The 23,110-nt window shown below is 73.6% G+C and carries 15 protein-coding genes; 5 read left to right on the top strand and 10 right to left on the bottom strand.

The annotated features are described in order from the left end of the window. Window positions 1-1,635, bottom strand: a complete 1,635-nt coding sequence (locus Asera_RS22085; protein WP_051803112.1) for a phospholipase C — start codon at window positions 1,633-1,635, stop codon at window positions 1-3. A gap of 109 nt (window positions 1,636-1,744) precedes the next feature. Then, complete coding sequence (locus tag Asera_RS22090) at window positions 1,745-2,410, bottom strand: TetR/AcrR family transcriptional regulator (RefSeq protein WP_084132929.1); 666 nt, start codon at window positions 2,408-2,410, stop codon at window positions 1,745-1,747. Window positions 2,411-2,753: 343 nt separating this feature from the next. Here Asera_RS22090 and Asera_RS22095 point away from each other — a divergent pair, with 343 nt between their 5' ends. Together Asera_RS22095 and Asera_RS22100 are read left to right on the top strand one after the other, a co-directional pair. Continuing rightward, complete coding sequence (locus Asera_RS22095; RefSeq protein ID WP_212804701.1) at window positions 2,754-3,674, top strand: sigma-70 family RNA polymerase sigma factor; 921 nt, start codon at window positions 2,754-2,756, stop codon at window positions 3,672-3,674. A gap of 120 nt (window positions 3,675-3,794) precedes the next feature. After that, on the top strand, window positions 3,795-4,724 hold the full coding sequence (locus Asera_RS22100; protein ID WP_030445892.1) for a TerC/Alx family metal homeostasis membrane protein: 930 nt from the start codon (window positions 3,795-3,797) through the stop codon (window positions 4,722-4,724). A 17-nt stretch (window positions 4,725-4,741) separates the two neighbouring features. On the opposite strand, the gene rhmD is transcribed toward Asera_RS22100, so the two are convergent. The 5 genes from rhmD to Asera_RS22125 are packed head-to-tail and all read right to left on the bottom strand — an operon-like array spanning window position 4,742 to window position 9,346. Continuing rightward, window positions 4,742-5,929 carry an L-rhamnonate dehydratase gene (gene rhmD / locus Asera_RS22105; protein WP_030445893.1) on the bottom strand — a complete coding sequence of 396 codons (1,188 nt, stop codon included), beginning with the start codon at window positions 5,927-5,929 and terminating at the stop codon, window positions 4,742-4,744. Between the two features lies 1 nt (window position 5,930). Further along, entirely contained in the window at window positions 5,931-6,941 is a 1,011-nt protein-coding gene (locus Asera_RS22110; RefSeq protein ID WP_030445894.1) for a zinc-dependent alcohol dehydrogenase, read from the bottom strand. A 47-nt stretch (window positions 6,942-6,988) separates the two neighbouring features. Next, the gene (locus Asera_RS22115) at window positions 6,989-7,759 is read right to left on the bottom strand and encodes an SDR family NAD(P)-dependent oxidoreductase (RefSeq protein WP_030445895.1); all 771 of its coding nucleotides are present in this window, start codon (window positions 7,757-7,759) and stop codon (window positions 6,989-6,991) included. A gap of 22 nt (window positions 7,760-7,781) precedes the next feature. Then, window positions 7,782-8,555, bottom strand: coding sequence for an MBL fold metallo-hydrolase (locus tag Asera_RS22120; RefSeq protein ID WP_030445896.1), 774 nt, complete (start codon window positions 8,553-8,555; stop codon window positions 7,782-7,784). Further along, the gene (locus Asera_RS22125; RefSeq protein WP_051802148.1) at window positions 8,552-9,346 is read right to left on the bottom strand and encodes an IclR family transcriptional regulator; all 795 of its coding nucleotides are present in this window, start codon (window positions 9,344-9,346) and stop codon (window positions 8,552-8,554) included. Before Asera_RS22125 ends, Asera_RS22120 begins: the two co-directional genes overlap by 4 nt. Before the next feature lie 115 nt (window positions 9,347-9,461). On the opposite strand from Asera_RS22125, the gene Asera_RS22130 reads away from it, so the two are divergent. The 3 genes from Asera_RS22130 to Asera_RS22140 are packed head-to-tail and all read left to right on the top strand — an operon-like array spanning window position 9,462 to window position 18,192. Next, on the top strand, window positions 9,462-13,430 hold the full coding sequence (locus Asera_RS22130; protein ID WP_051802149.1) for a hypothetical protein: 3,969 nt from the start codon (window positions 9,462-9,464) through the stop codon (window positions 13,428-13,430). Continuing rightward, window positions 13,427-14,764 (top strand): MFS transporter, encoded by a 1,338-nt coding sequence (locus tag Asera_RS22135; RefSeq protein WP_051802150.1) that lies wholly within the window; start codon window positions 13,427-13,429, stop codon window positions 14,762-14,764. The genes Asera_RS22130 and Asera_RS22135 overlap by 4 nt, the downstream gene beginning before the upstream one ends. Beyond that, window positions 14,761-18,192 carry an alpha-L-rhamnosidase gene (locus tag Asera_RS22140; RefSeq protein ID WP_030445900.1) on the top strand — a complete coding sequence of 1,144 codons (3,432 nt, stop codon included), beginning with the start codon at window positions 14,761-14,763 and terminating at the stop codon, window positions 18,190-18,192. The genes Asera_RS22135 and Asera_RS22140 overlap by 4 nt, the downstream gene beginning before the upstream one ends. Here Asera_RS22140 and Asera_RS22145 read toward each other — a convergent pair. From Asera_RS22145 to Asera_RS22155, 3 genes are all read right to left on the bottom strand, one after another. Further along, the gene (locus tag Asera_RS22145) at window positions 18,180-19,415 is read right to left on the bottom strand and encodes a YbfB/YjiJ family MFS transporter (RefSeq protein ID WP_084131335.1); all 1,236 of its coding nucleotides are present in this window, start codon (window positions 19,413-19,415) and stop codon (window positions 18,180-18,182) included. The two genes, Asera_RS22140 and Asera_RS22145, sit on opposite strands and share 13 nt — an antisense overlap. After that, on the bottom strand, window positions 19,412-19,999 hold the full coding sequence (locus tag Asera_RS22150) for a TetR/AcrR family transcriptional regulator (protein ID WP_030445902.1): 588 nt from the start codon (window positions 19,997-19,999) through the stop codon (window positions 19,412-19,414). The genes Asera_RS22145 and Asera_RS22150 overlap by 4 nt, the downstream gene beginning before the upstream one ends. A gap of 87 nt (window positions 20,000-20,086) precedes the next feature. After that, the gene (locus Asera_RS22155) at window positions 20,087-23,110 is read right to left on the bottom strand and encodes an alpha-L-rhamnosidase (RefSeq protein ID WP_157034778.1); all 3,024 of its coding nucleotides are present in this window, start codon (window positions 23,108-23,110) and stop codon (window positions 20,087-20,089) included.

The following is a 23,110-nucleotide window of genomic DNA, read 5'->3' on the forward strand; positions in this document are numbered from 1 at the left end:
TCAGTGCCGGGGTGCGCCGGTGCCCGGGTCGAGCAGCAGCGGTCGCGGGTCCGGCCGGTGCCGGAAGTCGAGCATCCCCGTCAGCGGTGTGGCGAGCCCATCGTACGAGTGGTCGCCGATCCGCTTGGTGCCCCAGTTGTCCTCGACGAAGCGGATGATCGAGGTCTGGTCGAGCCGGGTGTGGTCGACGTAGTTGCGCTTGGAGTACGGCGAGAGCACCAGCATCGGCAGCCGCGCGCCGTAGCCGCACCGGTCGTCGTAGCCGCCCGCCGCCGGCTTCGCCAGGCACATCGGCTGGTCCTGGCTGGCGTCGGCGGAGCCGTTGACGATCGGCGGCGACACGTGGTCGTACCAGCCGTCCGAGTCGTCGTAGGCGATCACCACGGCCGTGGACTTCCACTGCTTCGACGACTGGATGTCGTTCAGCGTCGAGGCGAGAAAACGCTGCTCGTCCAGCGGGTCGGAGTTGCCGGCGTGCCCGTTCTGGTACGACGGCGCCTTGAGGAAGCTGACCGCCGGCAGGTTGTCCGCGCCCAGCGCGGCGTGGAAGTCGCTCAGGTCGTAGTTGTGGTTCGCCTGGTCGGTGTGGCCGATCGCGGCGACCGACGACGGCGGCAGGTGCTTCGGGTTCGACGTCGACTCGTAGTACTGGAACGGGTCGTGGTGCGGCGTGTAGTCGACGACCTGGTTGCCACCGATGTTGGCGTGCGTGGCCCCGCACACCGAGTAGCCGTTTGCGGTCCCGGTCGGCTTGAAGCCGCCCTGGAACCAGCCCCAGGTCACGCCCGCCTCGTTGAGCCGGTCGCCGATGTTCTTGCCGGACATCACGGCGAGGTTCTCGTCGGCGGTGTGGTTGCGGTCCGAGCAGTCGTCGAACGCCGGGTCCGGGTCGCTGATCAGGGTGCCGACCCCGTTGGCGTCGGGGGAGTGCACGAACGGGTCGCTGACCTTCTCGTGCGTCACCGGGTCCACCGCGTACACGCCGTGGGTCTGGCCGGACACCAGGTCGATCGCACCGGGCGTGGACGGGCCGAAGATCGCGTCGAACGAGTGGTCGGCCATGGCGTAGCGCTGGGCGTAGTTCCACATCGCGGTGACCGTGTTGCCGTCGAAGTAGTCCATCACCAGGCCCGGTTCACCGAACAGGATCGGCTGGCCGGTGCAGGTGTCCTTCTCCGTGTACTCGACGAACTTGTCTGCCTTGCCGCCGTTGTACGCCTTCTGCTCCGGCCCGTACGAGTGGTTCTGGTCGCAGGTGAGCGCGTGGTCGGGCGACAGCCGCTTCGGGTTGTACTGGTTCGGGTTGTGCTGCAGCAGCTTCGGCGAGAGGCCGTCCACCTTCGGGGTGTGCTTCTTCGCCTGGAACGGGGTCCCGTCGGCGTTGGTCGCGTGCGGGTAGGTGCCGAAGTAGTGGTCGAAGGAGATGTTCTCGTCGAAGATGACCACCAGGTGCTTGATCGGGGTCGCGGTGTGCGCGGACGCGTGCGACCAGGTCGGGTGCGCGGTCTCGCCGGAGGCGGCGGCGGACGTCAGCGCCGCGCCGGTCAGTACCGCGACGGCCGCCGCGGCGATCGCGGTGCGTCGCCGATGCCGACCCCACCTGGCCCGTCGACCGGATGCTGGTGCTTCGTCCATCTGTCGCCCTCCCGCCGGTTTACCTGCCGTTCACCGATCCGCGGGCGATTATGGCACTGATTTTCACGAAACAATAGGCACACGGAGCTTTCTGGGCAGCGCGACCGGATCAGCCGTCGCCGCCGGGCGGGGCGAGTCCCGCCTGGCTGCCACCCGGCGACGCCAGTCCCGATTTCCTGCCGCCCGGCGGCGCGAGTCCCGACTCGAGGTAGGCGAAGGCGTCGTCGATCAGCCGGGCCGGGTCGGTCCCGTCCGGCGCGTCGGTCCAGGCCTGGATCGCGGTCCGGATCGCCGCCACCGACGCCGCGGCGGTCAGCTCCACGTACAGGTGGTCGGAGGCGAGCCCGGTGCGCCGGGACACCCCGGCCGCGAGCGCCCGCTGCACCGAGCCCATCACCGCGACGAACCGGCCGATCAGCCCGGGCTGCTCCCGGATCAGCTCCAGCCGGTCCTGCCACAGCTCCATGCCCATCGCGTCGGCCACCGCCGACCCGAGCACCGCGCGGATCGCCCGCAGCGGCGACTCGGAGGCCGGCCGCTTGGCCACCGCACTGGTGACGAACGCGTCGATCTCCGCGTCCCAGTCGATCAGCGCCTCCTCCTTGCTGGCGAAGTAGTTGAAGAAGGTGCGCGGCGACACGCCCGCCCGGGCGCAGATCTCCTCCACCGTGACCGAATCCGGGTCGCGGCTGCGGACCAGCTCCAGCGCGGCACGCTGCAACGCGTCCCGGGTCGCCATCTTCCGGTGTGCCCGTCGGCCCCGAATGATGCTCATCCGCGCCTCACCTCCACCGAAGCGCCCGGCAACCACCGAACCGGGCGCCGGGTCGCACCACGGGGACCCACCCGCTCGGGTAGCGCCCCCACCGCAACGCTGTGGCCAGTGCCATCTTGGCCAATATCTTTGCAGCGGCTGCAAGGTTTCGATAGTTTGCAGTCAGTGCAAGACTGCCGCGTCGTGGCCCGCCACGCGCGGTCGAGACACCGAGCGGGCGGTGCCGTCCACCTCGTGGTGCGGCGTCGTGGGGCGCTAGTCGCCGACCCGTCGCGGTGGTAGGGGGTCCGATCCGGACCTCCACGTCACCGCGCGCGTGGCCGACGGGGATTCGGTGGGGGACGTGACGGTAACCGAGACCGAGCAGTGTGCCGGCGACACCGACGGCGACGGGCCGACGGCCCGGGTACGGGCCCTGGCGGGCGCCGCTGGCGGTGACCGCGCCGCGGCCCGGGCGGCCGTGATCGAGTCGCTGCTGCCGCTGGCCGACCGGCTGGCCCGCCGCTACCGCGGGCTGGGCGTGCCGCTGGAAGACCTGCGCCAGGTCGCCGCGACCGGGCTGATCAAGTCGGTCGACGGCTACCGGCCACAGCTGGGCCGGTTCATCGCCTACGCGGTGCCGACCATCACCGGCGAGCTGCGCCGGTACCTGCGGGACCGGGCCTGGGCCGTGCGGCCGCCGCGGCGGCTGCAGGAGCTCGCGCTGCGCACCCACCACGCCGCCGAGGCACTCTGCGCCCGGCTCGGCCGCTCGCCGAGCGTCACCGAACTGGCCGACAGCGTCGGCGAGCCGGTCGAGCGGGTCGGCCACGCGATGGCGGCGTTTCGGGCGTACATGGCCGTCTCGCTGGACGGCGCGGCCGGGGAGGCCCAGTCGCCGCTGGTCGAGCAGCTGCCCGGCGCCGACCCCGGCATCGACGCGGTCGTCGACCGGTTGGCACTGGCCGAGGCGCTGACCACGCTGCCCGGCCGGGAACAGGCCATCATCCGCATGCGGTTCCTCGACGAGCTCACCCAGCAGGAGATCGCCGCGAGGCTCGGCATCTCGCAGGCACACGTGTCCGGCATCCTGTCCCGTACCCTGCGCGAACTGCGCGGCCTGCTGTCGGCCGAGGGCACGACGGCGACCGTGCCGCCCGCGCAGCGGCGGCCGCCCGCGGGCCGGCCGTGCGGAGCACCCGGCAGCCGGCGCTCGCCGCGCTCGTCGCAGCCCGCGTACGGACGGGGGCCCTGCCACCGCGGCAACGCCGGCCGGGCGCGCTGACCGGCGCCGGCGTCCGCTCTGATCAGCGCGGACGCTGGGCGCTTGATCGTTCCTCCCGCATACTTGGTCACCTGGCGAGACCAGGGGGCCCTGGTCACCTGGCGAGGGCGGGGGGGAGCGATGGCCGTACCGGTGTGGGTGTGGTTGGCCACCGTGCTGGGGATCGCGGTGCTGATCGGCGTGGACGTGTGGCATGCCCGAAGCCCGCATCCGGTCGGCTTCCGCGAGGCGGTCACCTGGTCGGCCATCTACCTGAGCGGCGCGCTGGTGTTCGGGTTGGGCGTGCTGCTGTTCGCGGGCCGGGAGCCGGGCGCCGAGTTCTTCACCGGTTTCCTGGTGGAGAAGAGCCTGTCGGTCGACAACCTGTTCATCTTCGCGCTCATCCTCGGCCGGTTCGCGGTGCCGCCGGAGCACCAGCAGCGGGCGCTGCTGATCGGGGTGATCGGCGCGCTGGTGCTGCGCGGCGCGTTCATCGCCGTGGGCGCGGCGGTGATCAGCCGGTTCGCCGTGGCGTTCGTGGTGTTCGGTGCGTTCCTGCTGTACACCGGGATCCGGTTGCTGCGGCCGTCCCAGGACGAGCCGGACGTGCTCGACTCCCGGGCGGTGCGGCTGCTGCGCCGGGTCATGCCGGTCACCCGGGAGTACGCGGGGTCGCGCCTGACGGTGCGGCGCGACGGCCGGCGCGCGGCGACACCGCTGCTGCTCGTCGCGGCCACGATCCTGTCGGTCGACCTCGTGTTCGCGCTCGACTCGATCCCGGCCATCTTCGGCATCACCGAGAGCGCCTACCTGGTGTTCACCGCGAACGCGTTCGCCCTGCTGGGGTTGCGCGCGCTCTACTTCCTGCTGATCGGGCTGCTGGACCGGTTGGTGCACCTGCACTACGGCCTCGCGGTGATCCTCCTGTTCATCGGCGTCAAGCTGATCCTGCACTACGTGCACACGCTCGTGCCGGCCGTCCCCGAGATACCGACCTGGTTGTCGCTGGTGGTCATCGTCGCCGTGCTCGGGGTCGTCACGGCGACGAGCCTGCGCGCCACCCGGCGCTGAGCGTCCACACCGGACGGTCAGCCCCGTCGGTACGGTCGGGCCAGCGCCAGATCGGGGTTGAGCGTGACGCCGAAGCCGGGCGCGTCGAGCTGCCCGATCCGCAACCGGCCGTGCTCGGGTACCGGCTCGCCGAGCAGTTGCGGGTGAAACATCGGGACCACCCGGTCAGCGGCGGGCGCCATCATCAGGAACTCCGAGAACGGACTGTTGTGCTGCGCGAACGCGAAATGGTACGAGTAGACGCTCGAGCCGTGCGGCACGACGAGCAGGCCGTGCGCGTCGGCGAGCGTACTGATGCGCAACAGTTCGGTCAGCCCGCCGCACCAGCCGACGTCGGGTTGCAGGATGTCGGCACAGCCCATCTCGGCCAGCAGCCGGAAGCCCCACCGGGTCGCCTCGTGCTCGCCGGTGGCCAGCAGCATGCCCGGCGGCAGCGCCTTGCGGATCGCCGCATGGCCCCAGTAGTCGTCCGGCGGCACCGGCTCCTCGATCCAGCGCAGCCCGTGCTCGGCGGCGGCGTGCGCCAACCGGATCGCGTAGTCGACATCCAGCGACATCCAGCAGTCGTAGGCGAGCCAGGCGTCCGGCCCCATCGTGGCGCGCATCTCGGCGAGCAGCCGCAGGTTCGCGGTGAAGCCGTCGGCGCCCTCGGCCGGCCCGTGGTGCAGCGGCAGCTTGCCGCCCAGAAACCCCAGCTCCACCGCGAGATCGGGCCGCGCGCCGGTGGCGTAGCACGGCTGCTCGTCGCGCACCGCACCGCCGATCATCGCGTACACCGGTTCGGCGCGGACGTGGCCGAGCAGGTCCCACAGCGCGAGGTCGACGCCGCTGATCGCGTTGAGTACCAGGCCCTTGCGGCCGTAGAACAGGGTCGAGGAGTACATCTGGTCCCAGATCCGGGACAGGTCGGTGACCGCGGCGCCCAGCACGAACCGGGACAGGTGCTTCTCCACGATCCAGGCGGCCGGCTCGCCGCCGGTGGTCACCGCGAACCCGGAACTGCCGTCGCTCGCCTCGGCGACCACCACCAGGGTGCCGAGCACGTTGAGCCCGAAGCTCTGCCGCGACTCCCGATAGCCCGGGTAGCGCGCCATCGGGGTGGCGATGTGGTCGTCGATCCAGTGCGGACCGTCCTGGTCGTGGTAGTCGGCGCCGCCGCCGCGCAGCACGTACGCGCGCAGGTCGGTGACCGTCGGTGCGGACATCTCAGCCCTCCTCGTCGAACCGGACCAGGATCTTGCTCGCCGTACTGCCGTCGCGGGCGAGCCGGGTGAAGGCGTCCGGCGCCTCCGCCAGGGGGACCTGTGCCGAGATCAGCGGCGACAGCAGCTCCGGTACGGTGCCCGCCCAGGCGGCGGTGGCCGCGAACTCCTCGGCGGTGTAGCAGAAGCTGCCGATCAGGCTGCGCTCCCCGGTACTGACCGGGTACGCGGCGAGGTCGAGGCGCGGTGCGCCCATGCCGACCAGTACGATCCGGGCTCCGGCGTCGGTGGCCGCCAGCGCCTCGGCGATCGTGGCGTCGATCCCGACCGCGTCGACCGCGACGCTCGCCGGTGCGCTCAACGCGCCGAGGGCGCCGCCGGGCTCCACCGTGGACACACCCAGCGCCTCGACCAGGCTGCGGCGGCCGGGATCGGGCTCGGTGACGACGATCTCGTCCGCACCGAGCCGCTTCGCGGCGAGCGCGACGGCCTGGCCGATCGGGCCGCCACCGAGGATCAGCACCCGATCGGCGGTGCCGATCTCGCCCCGGCGAGCCGCGTGGTAGCCGACCGACAACGGTTCGACCAGCGCGCCGTGCGGCAGCGGCATCCCGGCCGGCAGCGCCACCACGTTGGCGGCCGGCAGCAGCAGCCGGTCGGCGAACGCCGCACTGCGGCTCGGGTCGACGCCGATCACGGTGCGCCGGGCGCAGATCTGCGACCGGCCGGCCCGGCAGGCCGCGCACTCACCGCAGGCCAGCACGGGGTACGCGGTGGCCGGGGTGCCCGGCGCCAGATCGACGCCGACGCCGACCGCCTCGACCGTACCGGCGGTCTCGTGGCCCATCACCTGGCCCGGCACGCGGCGGCCGCTGTCGCCGGTGAACCCGTGCAGGTCCGAACCGCAGATGCCGGTGGCGGCGATGCGCAGCACCACCTCGCCCGGCCCCGGTACCGGGTCGGGTCGCTGCCCGACCGTCAGGCTCCAGAAGTCGTCCAACACCAGTGCGCGCAAACCCGGCCTCCCGTGTCGTGCCGGCCCGAGGATCCGGGCCTGCTGAGCTATTGCAGGTTGACGAACATGCCGCCGTCGACGAGCAGTTCGGCGCCGTTGACGTATCCGGCCTCCGGCCGGGTCAGCAGCCAGATCGCGCCGGCGACGTCGTCGGGCACCCCGGTGCGGCCGACCGGGATGCGCTGGGCGAACATCTCCCGCTTGCCCGGCCGGGCCAGGTCGTCGCGGTTGATGTCGGTCTCGATGGTGCCCGGCAGTACCGCGTTGCAGGTGATGCCGTGCGGGGCCAGCACGATGGCGAGCGACTTCATCAGCGAGCTGATGCCCGCCTTGGTCGCGCAGTAGTGCACCTGCTGGGAGCCGCCCACCCAGGCCGAGATCGACGACACCGACACCACCCGGCCGCCGCGGCCGGCCTCGACCATCTGCCGGGTGAACGCCTGGGTCACCAGGAACACGCCGCGCAGGTTCACCTGGTGGGTGCGGTCCCACAGCTCCACGTCGATGTCGAAGAAGTCGGCGAACGGGCAGATCCCGGCGTTGTTGACCAGCACGTCCAGCGGCCCGAACTCGGCGTGTACCGCTTCGGCCATCGCGGTCACCTGGGCCGGGTCGGCGACGTCGGCGGCCACCAGATACGGCTCGCCACCGGCCGCGGTGACCAGCTCCGCGGTGCGCTGCGCGTGCTCGAGCTCGCCCGGCGGGTAGTTGACCGCCACCCGGGCGCGGTCGCGGCCGAAGCGGACCGCGGTGGCCCGGCCGATGCCGCGGGCCGCCCCGGTCACCAGGACCCGCTGTGGTTCGTCGGTGTTCGTCACGACCGTCCCTCCTGGTGCATGCTCATGCGATCCGCCCGCCCGGGTAGCGGTCGAAGTTCGCCGGGTCGTACAGCGGCAGGATGTGCGTCGCGGTCCGGCGCACCCGGTCGTAGGCCGCCAGGCACTCGTCGATGTTCTCGCTGATCCCGATCGGGTGGTCGGACAGCACGTTGTCCAGCAGGAAGTACGTGTCGGAGATGGCCGCGGTGCCGGTGGCCGTGTCCGCCTCGACCACCATCGACGCGCGGTGGTGCCCGCCGCTGAACCAGGTGCGCAGCCCCGGCGCGACCTCGTCCTCGTCGGCGAGCAGCCGTACCCGCGGCCACGCCTCGGTGACCAGGTGGACGAGGATCTCGTCCGGGATCGAGGTGGCGCGGTCGTCGTGCGGGTGCGCGTGGGTGGTGTGGAAGTGCGTCCAGCCCCGCGCGGTCAGGCAGAGCTGCGCCGCGGTGAACAGCGGCACGTTGCTCACCGTGTACAGCTGGAGCGGGGTGAGCAGGACGTGCGTCACCTCCGCCGGCGTGACGCCGTGCGCGGCGAGCGCGTCCACGATGTACTCGCCGGGTTCGCGGCGCAGCACCGCGCGGGGACCGAGCACCTGGGTCCACTTCTCGTTCATCGGGCCCAGGTCGGCGGCCGGTCCGGTGTTGACGAGCGCGGTGACCCCGTCGCCGCGGATCAGCGCGGTCTGGAACCGCAGCCCGATCCACTCGTCCCACCGGCTCATCCAGTACGCCTCGGGGCCGGGCACGTCGCCGCGGCCCATCGACAGCAGGTCCACCTGGTACCGGCTCACGGGCTGGTCCTCCTCGGTTGGTCGGCGCCGAAGCCGAGCTCGGCGGACAGTGCGGATCCGGCCTCGCGCAACAGCTCCAGCCCGCGGGTGCGCAGCTCCCGGCGGTACCGGATGGTGGGCACCGAGACGCTCATCCCGGCGACCACGTGGCCGGTGGCGTCCCGGACCGGGACGGCGAGGCAGCGAACCCCGACCGTGTACTCCTCGGTGTCGGTGCCGTAGCCGCGCCGCCGGACCTGGTGCAGCTGTTCGGTCAGCGCCGGCAGCGAGGTGATGGTGTGTTCGGTGAACGCCGCCATCGACCCGCCGGCGTACCGGTGGGCCAGCTCCGCGTCGGGCAGTCCGGCCAGCAACACCTTGCCCAGCGCGGTGGTGTGCGCGGGCAGCCGGCGGCCGACCGCGGAGGCGAGCGCGAGCGCCTGCCGGCCGTCGACCTTCGCCACGTACACGTTGTGCACGCCGTCGAGCACGGCGAGCTGGACGGTCTCGTTGAGCTCGTCCCGGATCCGGCGCATGTGCGGCAGGGCGCGGTCGCCCAGCGCCAGCGACCGGCCGTACGCGTTGCCTGCCGACAGCGTGCGGATGCCGAGCGTGTACCGCCGGGTCTGCTCGTCGAAGCCGGCCCAGCCGGAGTCGACCAGCGTGCGCAGCAGGCCGTGCAGGCTCGACTTGGGATAGCCGAGCCGCTCGGCGAGCTCGGTGAATCCCATCGGCGCCTCGTGCTCGGTCAGCACCTCCAGGATGGCCAGCGCGCGCCGCGCGGACTTGACCGGGTCTGGCAGTGAGTTCATCTACATGAACTTTCTTTCCGCCTCTTGAACTGTTGGCCGCGACGCTACTACGTTTCCTGGCGAATGAGAACCGTGACATCTCACCGCCATCCGGGTAAACCTGCGAGGTACCGGCATGACGCACTCCGCCGCCGAACGCGCGCTGACCGACCCTGATCCGAGCTACGGCCCGGTGCCGATCTGGTGGTGGTCGGGTGACCGCCTCGATCCCGACCGGCTTCGCTGGCAGCTGCACCAGCTGTACGACGGCGGGGTCCGCGCGGCGGTCGTGCTGAACCTGGCGCCGGCCGGGCCGCTGCACGGCTGCCTCGCCGACGACCCGCCGTTCGCCTCGCCGGCCTGGTGGCAGATCTTCACCGAGGTCTGTGCCGAGGCGCGCCGGATCGGCTTCCGGCTCTGGTTCTACGACCAGATCGGGTTCTCCGGCGCGAACCTGCAGGCCGACCTGGTCAGCGCCGAGCCGGCGTTCGCCGGCTGGGATCTGCGCCGTTCCAGCGTGACGGGACCCGGTGCGCTGCGGGTCACCGCGCCGCCCGGCGCGGTACCGGTGGCGGCCTCACTGTCCACTGCGGACGACACGGCCACCGGTGCCGCCGCTCCCGGCGCGGTCGCCGAGGTCGCGGTGGATGCCTCGGGCGCCGCCGCCGACGCGGGGCCCGCCGCGGCGACGCTGACCCTGTACCACGCGGTGCGGCGCGGGTTCGACTACTGCGATCCGGCCGCGTGCGCGGCGTTGCTGGAGCGGGTGCACGGCGAGTTCGAGCGGCACGCCGCGGACTACTTCGGCGACGTGCTCGTCGGTTCGTTCCAGGACGAGCTGCCGGCGATGCCGACCTGGTCGGGCCGGTTCGCGGCCGAGTTCGCCCGCCGGCGCGGCTACCCGCTGACCGGGGTGCGGCTCGCCGCGCTGTTCGGCGGGACGGGCCAGGAGCATGCCCGCATCCGGTACGACTACCAGCGCACCCGGGCGGAGCTCGCCGACGAGGCATTCTTCGTCCCGCTGCAACGCTGGCACCAGCGGCACGGGCTGCTCTGCGGGTACGACCAGCAGCATCCGGCGCGGGCCGGCGAGCCGATCGGGTCGACCGAGCTGTACGCGGACTACCCGCGGATCGGGGCCCGCTACGGCGCGCCGGGCAGCGACCACTGGGGCGACCCGAAGCTGCACAGTGGACTGTCGCACCTGCACGGTGGCAGCCGCACCTGGTTGGAGGGGTTCCACTCCAGCGGCTGGGGCGGCACGCTGGAGGAGACGTTCGACTGGCTGCTGCCGTGGCTGCGCGCCGGCGTCACGCTCTACGATCCGCACGCGGTCTACTACGCCACCCGGGCCGGCTGGTGGGAGTGGGCGCCGCCGTCCACCTGCTGGCGCCAGCCGTACTGGCCGCAGTACCCGGCGTTCGCCCGGCTGGTGTCCCGGCTGTGCGAGCTGCTGTCGCTCGGGACGCACGAGTGCGACGTCGCCGTGCTGCATCCCACCGCCACCGTGCAGGCCGCGCTGACCCTCGACGGCCGGGCGTTGCCGGCGGCGCGCGCGGCGCAGGAGTCGTACCTGGAGTTGAACGGCTCCGCGTCCTGGCTGCGCCAGGTGCCGGGGTCGCTGGCCGCGGCCGGGGTGGACCACGAGGTGGTCGACGACGCGGCGATCGCCGGCGGCACCGTCGCCGGTGGCGCGCTGCGGATCGCCGCCGAGGCATACCGGACGGTGCTGGTGCCCGGCTGCGCGTGGCTGACCGACGACACCGCGGGCCGGCTCGCCGAGCTGGCCACCGGTGGCGGCCGTGTCGCCTGCGTCGGTGCCGTCCCGCGTGGCGCGCTGCCCGGCAACGGCCCCGGCTGGGTCCGCTTCGCCGCCGCCCTGTCCGCCGGTGCCGTGGAGACGTCGACGGCCGCCGAGGTGGCGACGCTGCTGGCGGCGGAGGCGGCGGTGCGGTGCGACGTACCGACGGTGGTGCGGCGCGCGGGCGAGACCCGGCTGGTGTTGCTGACCGCGCACGACGACCGGACCGGTACCGCGCAACCGATGCACGGCGACTGGGTGTTCTTCGACGCGCACAGCTTCTTCGACTTCGATCGCTACACCCGCACCATGCGCGAGCGCGGGTACACGTTCCGGCCGGGCGACGGCGAGCGGGTCGCGACCCTGTCGGTACCGGCCGGCTGGGGTCCGGCGCAGCTGTGGGACCCGGTGGCTGGCACCCGCAGCGCGCTGGACCGGACGATCACCGGCGACCGGGCGACGGCCCGGGTGCCCTTCGCGTCCGGTCCGGCCGCCGTGGTGGTGTTCGGTGCCGCCACCCCCGCCCCGCCGCCCGGCCCCCGCGCCGGCCGCGTGCTCGCCACGCTGCCGGATCGCTGGGAGGCGAGCGTCGAACCGACGCTGGACAACCGGTGGGGCGATGTCGGCCCCGGCCGCGTCGACCCGCCGGTGCAGACCTGGCGGCTGGCCCACCGGGCCGCCGGCCCGCAGGTGACGCCGGACGCGTTGCCCACCCACGGCTGGATGGAGGTGGTCGCCACGTTCGGTCGGTACGGGTCGGCGGCCGGCCCGTGCGACACGGCCGAGGAACTGGCCGGTGCCGAGTGGCGGCCCGCGGTGTACTCGCTGTCGCGCGGCATCCCGAACGATCCGCGCCACCACGCGACGCTCGGCCCGAAGGGCTACGTCCCCGAGGAGTTCGTGCAGCTCGACGCCGTCCGGGCCGGGCAGTGGGTGGCGCTGCGCACCGGCTTCCGGCTCGGCCCCGACGAGCTGGAAGCAGGTCTGTGGCTGGCGGTCGGCGCCCCGGGGGAGCGGCGCATCGGCCTCGACGGCGGCGTCCTGCCGGCGGCAGGGGACGGCTACCTGACCGTGCAACCGATCGCGGTGGGCGCCGGCCACCACGAGCTGACCGTCGCCGTACGGTCCGATGTGGACGGTGCGGTGCGGCTGTGGTGGGCGCTCACCCGCGACCCGGACGAGCTGCGCCGGCCGGAGTGGCTGGTGCCGACGCGGTCGCCGGCCCGGATCGGGCACCGGTTCACCCTGCCCGGCCGACCGCGCCGCGCGGTGCTGCAGATCGGTACCGAGGGGGCGGCGGAGATCCGGCTCAACGGTGACCGGATCGGCCGGCACGGCGGATTCGACCCGTACGCGCAGAACAGGGCCGTGCGGGTGCGCCCGTTCGATCTCACCGACCGGCTGCTCGCCGGCGAGAACGAGCTGCTGGTCGAGTTCGTCGATCCGGCCGGCGCCGCGCTGTGGGTGGACGGGGTGATCGAGACCGACGCCGGCCGGGTGGACCTCGTCTCCGCCCCGGACTGGACGATCGGTGCACCGCGGGTCCGCCGCGAGCAGTGGCTGGATCCGCGTACCGCTTGCCTGTGGCCGCGGCCGCACCCGCTGCCGGACGCCGGCTGGCTGGACGGGCGGCCCCGCGGCGCGGTACTGCCGGTGACGCCGGCCGAGTCGGCGGCGGAGGCGGCGGGAACGCAGTGGCTGCGGTGGTTGCTGCCGCCGGGAGCCGAGCGAATGACGGTGCCGGTGCGGGGCTCGGCGCGGCTCTGGCTGGACGGCACCGAGTGGCCGGTGCGCGCCGGCGCGGTCGACGTGCCGCCGCACGCGCGCGAAGCCGTGCTTGCCGTGTCCACCGCGGATGGGGTGGGTGGTGCGGCGCTGACCGGACCGATCGGCTACCGCACCGGCACCGGCGAGATCGACCTCGGCGACTGGGCCGACGCCGGGCTCGGCTCGTACTCCGGGGCGGTGCGCTACGGGCACACGTTCACCTGGTCCGGCCCGGATGGGCCCACCTGGCTGGATCTCGGCGAGGTACGCGGCACCGCCGAGGTCCGGCTGAACGGCGCGCCGGTCGGCGAGCTGCTGCTCTCGCCGTACCGGCTGCGCGTCGACCGATGGCTGCGCGCCGGCGAGAACCGGCTGGAGATCGTCGTACGCAACACCCTCGCGCCGTACCTGGCGGACACCACACCGACCGCCGGGGTGTTCGCCGGGCAACGCCGCTCCGGGCTGTTCGGCCCGGTCCGGCTGCTCGGAACTGCCGCACAGTCCGCAACCGTCGCGCCGAAGGAGGACGACCGATGAGCGTGGAAGCAGACGCGGTGCTCGACGACGGCGCCGAGCGCCGCCGGTACTGGAAGTGGACGGCCGTGGCCGGCATGGCCAGCTACATCGACGCCGGCTCGATCGTGGCCGGCTCGGTGGGGCTGAGCCTGTGGACGCACAAGTTCGGGCTGACCGACAGCACCGTGGGGCTGCTCGGCGCGTTCAGCTCCAACGCGATCTCGGCCGGCATCGGCGCGCTGATCGGCGGCTGGATCTGCGACCGGTTCGGCCGCAAGAAGATCTACACCTGGGACCTGCTGCTCTACGCGTTCGGCATCCTCTGGATCATCTGCGCGGTCAACACCTGGATGCTGTTCGTCGGGTACATCCTGGCCGGTCTCGCGGTGGGCGCGGACGTACCGGCGTCCTGGACGCTGATCACCGAGCTCGCCCCGGCGCGAACACGCGGCCGGCTGGGCGGTCTGGCCCAGGTGCTCTGGAACCTCGGCCCGGTGGTGACCCTGCTGCTGTCCCTGGCGCTGTCGTCGCTGGGCATGCTCGGGGTGCGCCTGGTGTTCATCCACCTTTTGCTCGTCGCGGTCGTCACCTGGGTGCTGCGGCACGGTGTGTCGGAGTCGGCCCGCTGGCAACAGGCGACGCGCGCCTCCACGCCGGACCGTGCGGGCGGCGGGGCCCGGATCGCCGCACTGTTCACCCGGCGCGGCACGACCGCGCTGCTGTTCTGCATCGGCATGTACGGCGTCTGGAACCTGTTCGCCGGCACCAACGGCTTCTACTTCCCGTACCTGCTGAGCACGTTCGGCGCGCAGAGCCAGGCGGCGAGCGTCGGCCTGCAGTGCCTCAGCTTCGGGCTGACGGTGATCGGCACCCTGCTGGTGTACATGCCCTTCAACGACCGGGTGAACCGCCGGGTGCTGCTCGGCGTCAGCGTGGTGTTGCAGTTCGTCGGCATGGGGCTGTTCGTGGTGCTGCCGCTGAACCTGCCGGTGGCGCTGGCGTACGTGCTGCTGATCGGGTTCGGCTCCGGGTTCGGACAGCAGCACTTCTTCCAGCTGTGGTCCGGCGAGCTGTTCCCGACCGTGCTGCGCTCCACCGCGCAGGGCTTCACCTTCGCGGTGGTGCGCATCGGGCTCGGCATCTGGAGCTTCTTCGTCCCGCTGATCACCGCGAACGCCGGGTTCCGCTACCTGGCCCTGATCCTCGTGATCCTGCAGGCGGTCAGCGGGCTGATCGGGGTGATCTTCGGCCCGCGTACCGCGGGGCAGACGCTGGAGCAGATCGAGGCGAGCCGCGGATGGCGCAGCGAACCGGCCGCCGACGGCGACCCGGTGACCGAGAAGGGGATGGCATGAAGAGACGTACCGCTCTGACCGCACTGGCGGCCGGGACCGGCGCCGCCGCCCTCGGCGCGCTGCCACCGGCCTCGGCGACCGCGATGCCGGCCGGCGCGCCGCTGCGACCGTACCGGCTGCGGGTCGACGGGCTGGCCGACCCGCTCGGCATCGACGACACCGCACCACGGCTGTCCTGGTGGCTGGCCGGCGGGGGTACCGACCGGCGGCAGACCGGCTACCAGATCCGGGCGGCGTCGACCCGGGCCGGACTGGCCACACCGGACCGGTGGGACTCCGGCCACGTCGAGTCGGCCGACAGCACCCAGGTCGGTTACGGCGGCCCCGCGCCGGGCTCCCGGGACCGGGTCTTCTGGCAGGTACGGGTCTGGGACGAGCACGGGCGGCGCGGCGACTGGAGCGAGGTCGCATCGTTCGAGCTGGGGCTGCTGTCCGCCGACGACTGGACGGCGCGCTGGATCACCCACCCGGACTGGCTTTCGGTGCCGACCGACGTGCCGCTTCCGTTGCTGGCCAAGCAGTTCCGGGCCGGCACCGTGCGCCGGGCCCGGCTGTACCTCACCGGCGTCGGGATCTACCAGGCGAGCCTGAACGGCAGGCCGGTCACCGACGCGGTGCTGGAACCGCCGAACACCGACTACGCGACCCGGGTGACCTACGCCTGCCACGACGTCACCGAGCTGATCGCGAACGGCGCCAACACCCTCGCGGTACGCCTGGGCAACGGGACGTTCAACGTGCCGGACACGCCCGACCGGTACCGCAAGTACGTCAGGGTGCAGGGGCCGCCGAAGCTGCTCGCGCAGCTGGAGATCGACGGCGAGGTCATCGGCACCGACACCAGTTGGCGCACCACCCTGGGCCCCACCACGTTCGCCACCTGGTACGGCGGGGAGGACCACGACGCGCGCCGCGAGCCCGTGGGCTGGCAGCAGCCGGGCACCGACCTGTCCGGCTGGACGGCCGCGGTGACCACGGATCCGCCGGGCGAACACACCGTGCTCACCGCCCGGCGCTGCCCGCCGATCCGGCCGGTCGACACCGTGCCCACGGTCGCGATCACGCAGCCGAAGCCCGGTACCTACGTGTTCGACCTGGGCGTGAACATCGCCGGCTGGGAGGAGCTGCGGGTCGCCGGGCCGGCCGGTACCGAGGTGGCGATCCTGCCGGGGGAGCGGCTGACCGCCGAGGGGCTGGTGGATCAGGGCACCATGATCGCCGGCGGGGCAACCTCGCCGCCGATCGTCGACCACTACACGCTCGCCGGGAGCGGCACGGAGGTGTGGCATCCGCGCTTCTGCTACCACGGCATGCGCTACCTGCAGGTGACCGGGCTGCCGGCGGCGCCGGACAGGTCGATGCTGCGCGGCATCGTGCTGCGGACCGACAACGAGCCGGCCGGCGAGTTCGGCACCTCCAGCGACCTGTACGACGGGGTGCACCGCATCATCGACCGGTCGGTGCAGGGCAACATGTTCAGTGTGCCGACCGACTGCCCGGACCGGGAGAAGCTCGGCTGGCTGGAGGAGACCCACCTCAACTTCGCCACCCTGTCCCGCAACTACGACATCGGCGCCTGGTTCGCCGAGTTCCTGCGTACCGTGCGGGAGGCGCAGGAGGACACCGGGCTGATCCCGGACATCGCCCCGCAGTACGCGCACTTCTCCGGCGGCAGCCACGACGAGCCGAACTGGGGCAGCGCGATCATCCGCGCGGCGCTCGCCACCTGGCGCAGCTACGGTGACGAGCGGGTGCTCGCGGACAACTACCCGGCCATGCAGCGCTACCTGGACTACCTGTCCGGCAAGGCGTCCGGCGACCTGCTCGACTACGGGCTGGGCGACTGGGGCGAGCTCGGCCAGAACACCCCGACCGGCGTGGCGGCAAGCTACGGCTACCTGCGGGCGGCGCGTGGCCTGGCCGAGGTGGCGACCGCACTGGACCGGCACGACGACGCGCGTCGTTACGGCGCTCTCGCGGACCGGATCGCCGTTGCCTTCGACGCGAAGTACCGGGACGGCGACACGTACGCCAACGGCACCCAGGCGGCCGATGCGTTCGCGCTCGATGCCGGCGTGGTACCGGCCGCCGACCGGGTGGCGGTGCTGGAGCACCTGGTCGGCCGGATCCGGGCGTTCGGCAACCACCTGACGGTCGGCGAGATCGCGCTGCCCGCGGTGTTCCGGGCGCTGGCCGCGGGCGGCCGGGACGACGTGGTGGCCGACATCCTCGCCACCACCGGCGATCCGAGCTACGGCTACCAGCTGGTGTGCGGCGCCACCTCGCTCACCGAGTACTGGGACGGGCCGACCGCGTACGGTTCGCAGAACCACTGGATGCTCGGCGCGATCGAGGAGTGGTTCCACACCCGGGTCGGCGGGCTGGCCGCGGCCGACGGCAGCGTCGGCTACCACGACCTCGTCGTCGCGCCGGTACCGGTGGGCGACCTCACCGCCGCGCACGTGCGCTACCACACCCCGTACGGCCCGGCCGGTGTCGCGTGGTCGTGGCACGGACGCGAGTTCCGCATCGCCGCAACGGTTCCGATCGGTACCACGGCGCTGCTGGTGCCACCGCCCGGCGCCGCCGCGGTACATCCGCCGCGCGACGCCCGCCGGGACGGTGCCGGGTGGCGGGTGGGTTCGGGGCAGTGGACGCTGACCGCGGCGACCGCCGGCGCGGCGCCGCGGCCCGGACCGGTGCAGCTGGCGGTCAACGGCCCGCGCACCGATGTCCCGGTGCTCGGCGACGAGCCGATCTCCGCCGAGTTCCGGCTGCACAACCTCGGTACGCAGACGGTCCACGTGACACCGCGGGTGAGCGTCACCGGCGGCTTCACCGCGAAGGTCGGGCAGCACCGGGTCACGCTGCACGGCGGGGAGACGGTGGCGGTGCCGGTGGCGGTGACCCGTACCGATCCGGGCGTGCGGTCGGGGACGCTGAGCCTGTCGGCCGCCGGCACGCGCACCGCGGTGGCGCTGACCCAGACCGACGACTGGGCGCGGCTGGCGATGATGACCTCGTCCAGCGACCACAACGGGTCGGCCGCGTCCTACACCAACGACGGCCGCACCGACTCCGCGTACTGGCACAACGGGGTCGGCGGGTGGAACGACGGAACGAGCAAGCAGTTCCCGGACACGCTGACCGCGCGCTGGTCGCATCCGGTGTCGGTGCGCCGGGTCGTGGTGTACACGCTGGACAGCGTGCAGTACCCGGCGAGCCGGTACGGGCTGCGCGACTACGACGTGCAGGTCGCCGTCGCCGACGGCGGCTGGCGCACCGTGGCGAGCGTGCGCGGCAACACCGCCGGGCACGTCGAGTCGACGTTCCCGGCCGTGTGGACGAGCGCGGTGCGGCTGTCGATCAGCGACACCAACGACCACGGCTACAGCCGTGTGCTGGAACTCGAGGCCTACTCCGACTGAGCCGGCGGTCGTGCCTGCGCCGGGGCCTGCTCGGCGGCCGGGGCCCCGGCCCGGCGGTCGCGCACCAGCAACGCCACGCCGATCGCGACGGCGAGCAGCGCCGCGCCGAGCCCGAGCCCGGCGCGTACTCCGCCGGGGCCGTCGGACAGGGTGCCGGACAGCACCGGCCCGATGCACTGCCCGGCGGCGAACGCGGTGGTCAGCGCGGCGATCGCGGCCGTCCAGTGGCGTGGCTGCAGGTACTGCCGGGCCGCCGCGGTGACCGCGGCGACCACGGTCAGGAACGCGCCGCCGAACGGCACCGCCGACAGCATGGCGACCGGCAGCCCGCCGGGTAGCAGCGGCAGCGCGGCCCCCAACACCAGCACGCCGAGGATCAGGGCGATGCCCCGGCCGGCGCGCAGTTGTGCGAGCAGCGGCGCCCACAGGAACCCGGCAACCGTGGCGGCGGCGCCGAGCAACGCCCAGAACGCGGTGACGGTACCGGCACCGGCACCCTCGGATCGCAGGTAGGCGACGATGAACGTCATGTAGGCGATGTAGCCGGCGCCGAACATCCCGTAGCACACCAGCAGCGGCGCGAGCGGTCGCAGCGGCAGCCGTCCCGCCCGGCGGTCGGACGCCGGCGCATCGTCGGCCGGTACGGCCCGGGCCGCCGGCACCGCGGCGGCCAGCGCGGCGAACGCGAGGACGCCGAGGACCACCCAGGCGCCGCGCCAGCCGGCGGCGGCCAGCACCGGCGGCACCGCGAGCCCGGACAGCAGGATTCCGGCGCCGCCGCCGCAGAAGTACACCGCGAGCAGCCGGGTGGCCTGTTGGGCGCCGGCGTCGCGGCCGGCGCGGGCGGCGAGGCCGCCGCCGAGCACCAGCACCACCGCCCCGGTGGCACCGGAGAGCAGTCGCAGCGCCGCGAGCAGCGGTACCGAGCCGGTCCCGGCCGACGCCAGCACCGCTGCCGCGGTGACGACCAGCCCGCCCAGGTACGCGGTGCGCAGCCCCAGCCGGGTCGCGAGCGGCGCCGCGACCAGCGCGCCGAGCAGGTAACCGGCCGCGTTGGCGGTGTTCAGCGCCCCGGCGGTGGCGAAGCTCAGGGACAGGTCGGCGCGCATCGCCGGCAGCACCAGCGCGTACGCGAACCGGGCCAGCCCGAGCGCGACCGCCGGGCCGGCGGCGAGCCCCACCGCGATCAGCAGCGGCCGGGCCTGCACCGCGGTGCGCGTCATCGCGACAGTCCGGCGGCGAGCACCAGCTCCGCCAGCCGCCGGGCGAGGGCGAACGGTGCGGTGTCGCCCTCGACCAGCACCCGGGCGTTCGCGCCGTCGAGGACGAGCAGCAGCTGCGCACCGACCACGGCCGGGTCGTCTGCGCCGCCCTGCCGGGCCAGTTCGGTGAACGTGTCCGCCCACCAGCGCTTGTGGTCCCGGATGACCTGCCGGGCCGCGGCGTCGTCGTCCTCGACCAGCTCGGCGGCGGCGTTGACGAACGCGCAGCCGCGCGCGCCGGCGGCCCGTTGTCCTTCGCCCAGCCAGTCGAAGATCGCGAGGATCCGCTCGGCGGGGGAGCGGTCGGCGAGCCCGTCGAGGTGGCGGGCGAGCTCGTCGCGCCGGTCCCCGTGCTGCCGCGCCAGCGCCGCGGTGACCAGCTCGGACTTGGACCGGAAGTGCGCGTACAGCGTGGGCTTGGAGACGGTGGCGGCCGCGGTGATGGTGTCCACCCCGGTGGCGGTGACGCCCCGGCGGTAGATCACCGCGGCGGTCGTCTCGATGAGTCGGTCGCGTGCGGTGCCGCGCCTGGTCCGTGTCGCCATGCGAAGCAGACTAACAGGTCAGTAAAGTTGGTCGGGGCGGAGCAGGTGTCCGGCCGCCCGATCCGTCGTCGCGCGCCCGGTCGGCGGTCAGGCGGAGAACGTGTAGTGGCCGGAGCCGAGCCAGGCGACCGTTCCGCCCTCGGCGTCGGGCGCGACCGACCGTACGCCGGGATCGTCGGTCGACGGCGGCGCGACCCCGGGCGGCAGGTGCACGTCGGCGCTGGTGTTCGGCGGTACCGCCACCTCCAACCGGTACGGTTCGGCCTGCCATCGCACCATCACGAGGCCGTACCCGGTGTGCAACCGGGCGCCGGCCGAGTCGATGCCGCCGCCGGGACGCGGCCGTACCGTGATCCGCCGGTACCCGGGCTCGGCCGGTGCCAGGCCGCCCACCACCCGGTGCAGGAAGTCGCCGACCGCGCCGTACGCGTAGTGGTTGAAGGAGGTCATGCCCTCGTCGGCGAAGCCGCGCGACTCGCTCCACGAGTCCCACCGTTCCCAGATCGTGGTGGCGTCGGCGTGCACCACCGGGAACAGCCAGGACGGGTACGTGTCGCGCAGCAGCAGCGCGTACGCCACGTCCAGCCGGCCACCGCTGGCGAGCGCGTCCAGCAGCCACGGGGTACCGAGAAAGCCGGTGCTCAGGTGCGTGTTGCGGGCGGCGACCTCGGCGGCGAGCCGGCGCACCACCGCGGGCCGCTCGGCCTCCGTGACCAGCCCCGCCTGGAGCGCCAGCACGGCGGCGGTCTGGGTGCCGCCGGCGATTCGCCCGTCCCCGCCCACGTACGCGTCCCGGAACGCCGCGGTGGCCCGGTCGGCGATGCCGGTGCAGTGCGCCGCCGCGTCCGGCTCGTCGACCACCGCGGCCAGCCGCGCCGCCACCCGCGCGGAGCGCGCCAGGTACGCGGCGTTCACGACGTCCTTGTCGGTCGGCGTGACGGCGAGCCAGTCGGCGAACCCGCCGCGCGGATGGCGCGGCGCGTCCGGGCGGTCCAGGTAGTCCAGCCAACGCAGCATCGCCGGCAGGCACTCGCGCACCACCCGGGTGTCGCCGTACGCGGCGTGCAGGGCGGCGGGCACCAGCACGATCGCGTCGCCCCAGCCGGGGCTGCCGTGCTGCGGGGTGTCCAGCTGGCCGCTGAGCACGTCCGGCGCGACGTGCGTGATCGCGCCGTCCGCGAGCTGCGCGTCGCGCACGTCGACCAGCCACTTGCGCAGGAACGCGGCCACGTCGTACCCGAACGCCGCGGTCGGCGCGAACACCTGCGCGTCGCCGGTCCAGCCGAGCCGCTCGTCGCGCTGCGGGCAGTCGGTCGGTACCGCGAGGAAGTTGCCCCGCTGGCTCCACCGGATGTTGTCGTGCAGCCGGTTGATCCGCTCGTCGGAGCAGGAGAACTCGCCGGTGGCGGCCATGTCCGCGTACGCGACCAGGGCGGTGATCTCGGCGCCGTCCGGGCAGCCGGTCAGCTCGCAGTAGCGGAAGCCGTGACTGGTGAACTCCGGCTCGAACACCTCGCCGTCGGAGTGCCCGGCCAGCACGTACTCGTCGGTGGCGCGCGCGGTGCGCAGCGCGTCCAGGTACAGCTCGCCGTTGTGGTCGAGCACCTCGGCGTGCCGGACGATGATGCGCCGGCCGGCCTCGCCGCGCACCCGCAACCGGATCCAGCCGACCAGGTTCTGCCCGAAGTCGATGATGCGCCGGCCGTCCGGCCGGGTGTCGACGGACCGCGGCGCGAGCTCGTGCCGGACCCGGACCGGCGGCGCGATCGCCGCGGTGACCCGGCCGGCCGGGCCGTCGGTCGGTACCGCCGCCGGCCAGTCGCCGGCGAACCCCGCGGCATCCCAGCCGACCGGCTCGGCCCGGGCGTCGACGACGGTGCCGTGCTGCAGGTCGGCGTACCGGACGGCGCCGGTACCGGCGCGCCACCCGGTGTCGGTACCGATCACCTGGTGGTCACCGTCGGTGGTCCAGACGTGCAGTTCGGCCCGCAGGGCCCGGACGTGCCCGTAGTGGAACGACCGGCAGAAACCGACGCTGCCGGCGAACCAGCCGTCCGCGAGCACCGCACCGAGCACGTTGTCGCCGGCCCGCAGCAGCCCGGTCACGTCGTGGCTCTGGTACGGCACCCGGGTGGCGTAGTCGGTCCAGCCCGGCGCGAGGTGGTCGCTGCCCACCCGGGTCCCGTTGAGCCGCATCGAGTAGAGGCCGGCGGCGGTGACGTACAGCCGGGCCCGCCGCACCGGGGCGTCCAGCCGGAACTCCCGCCGCAGGTACGGGCTGGGCCGGTGGGTGATCGCCGTCCGGCCCCACGGTGGCGCGCCGTGCGGGCCGAGTGACACGGCGAGCCGGCCGTCGTCGGTGTGCCAGGTGTCGTCGGTGGCGATGGTGCGCGGCGGCAGCCCGTCCAGCGCGACGTCCAGCCGGCCGACCGCGTGCCCGGCCGGTGTGGTGACCGCGATCTCGTTGGTACCCGGGCGAAGTGCGCGGGCGGCGGAGCCCACCGCGGGCACCTCGGTGCCGTTGACGCGCACCGTGGCCTCGTCGGCGAAGGCGGTGGTGGCGGCCACGATCCGGCGCCCGCCGGGCAGCTCGAACGAGGTGCGCAGCGTGACCGGACCGCCGGCCGGGCCCGGCGCGGCCCGGCCGCCGTCGGGTGCACCGATGCGGTGCAGCGAGTGCAGCGGCTCGGTCGTGTCCAGGTCCGGCGGCAGCGGCGCGTCCCGCTCGCTCGCCGCGGTGATCCAGCCCGCCGTCCACTGTGCCGGGTCGAGCTGGCCGGTCTCCCAACTGCCGGGCGGCGACCAGTCGCTCTCGACGCCGTGGTCGTCGGTGACCCGGACCCGGAACAGGTACCGGGTGCGCGGCGCCAGCCGCGGTCCGCGGTAGGCGACGCCGACGCTCTCGCCGGAGTCCACCGGCCCGCTGTCCCAGTGCGCCGGCGCTGTCAGCGGGTCGGCCTCGGCGGCGACGACGATCCGGTACGCCCGCTGCCGGATGCCGTGGCGGGAGCCGGTCAGCCGCCAGGACAGCAACGGCGACGGCTCGTCGATCCCGAGCGGATCGACGAGCCGTTCCACCCGCGGATCGTCGACCCGCACCGGTTCCGTCAC

This window comes from Actinocatenispora sera, from assembly GCF_018324685.1.
Taxonomy (GTDB): Bacteria; Actinomycetota; Actinomycetes; order Mycobacteriales; family Micromonosporaceae; genus Actinocatenispora; species Actinocatenispora sera.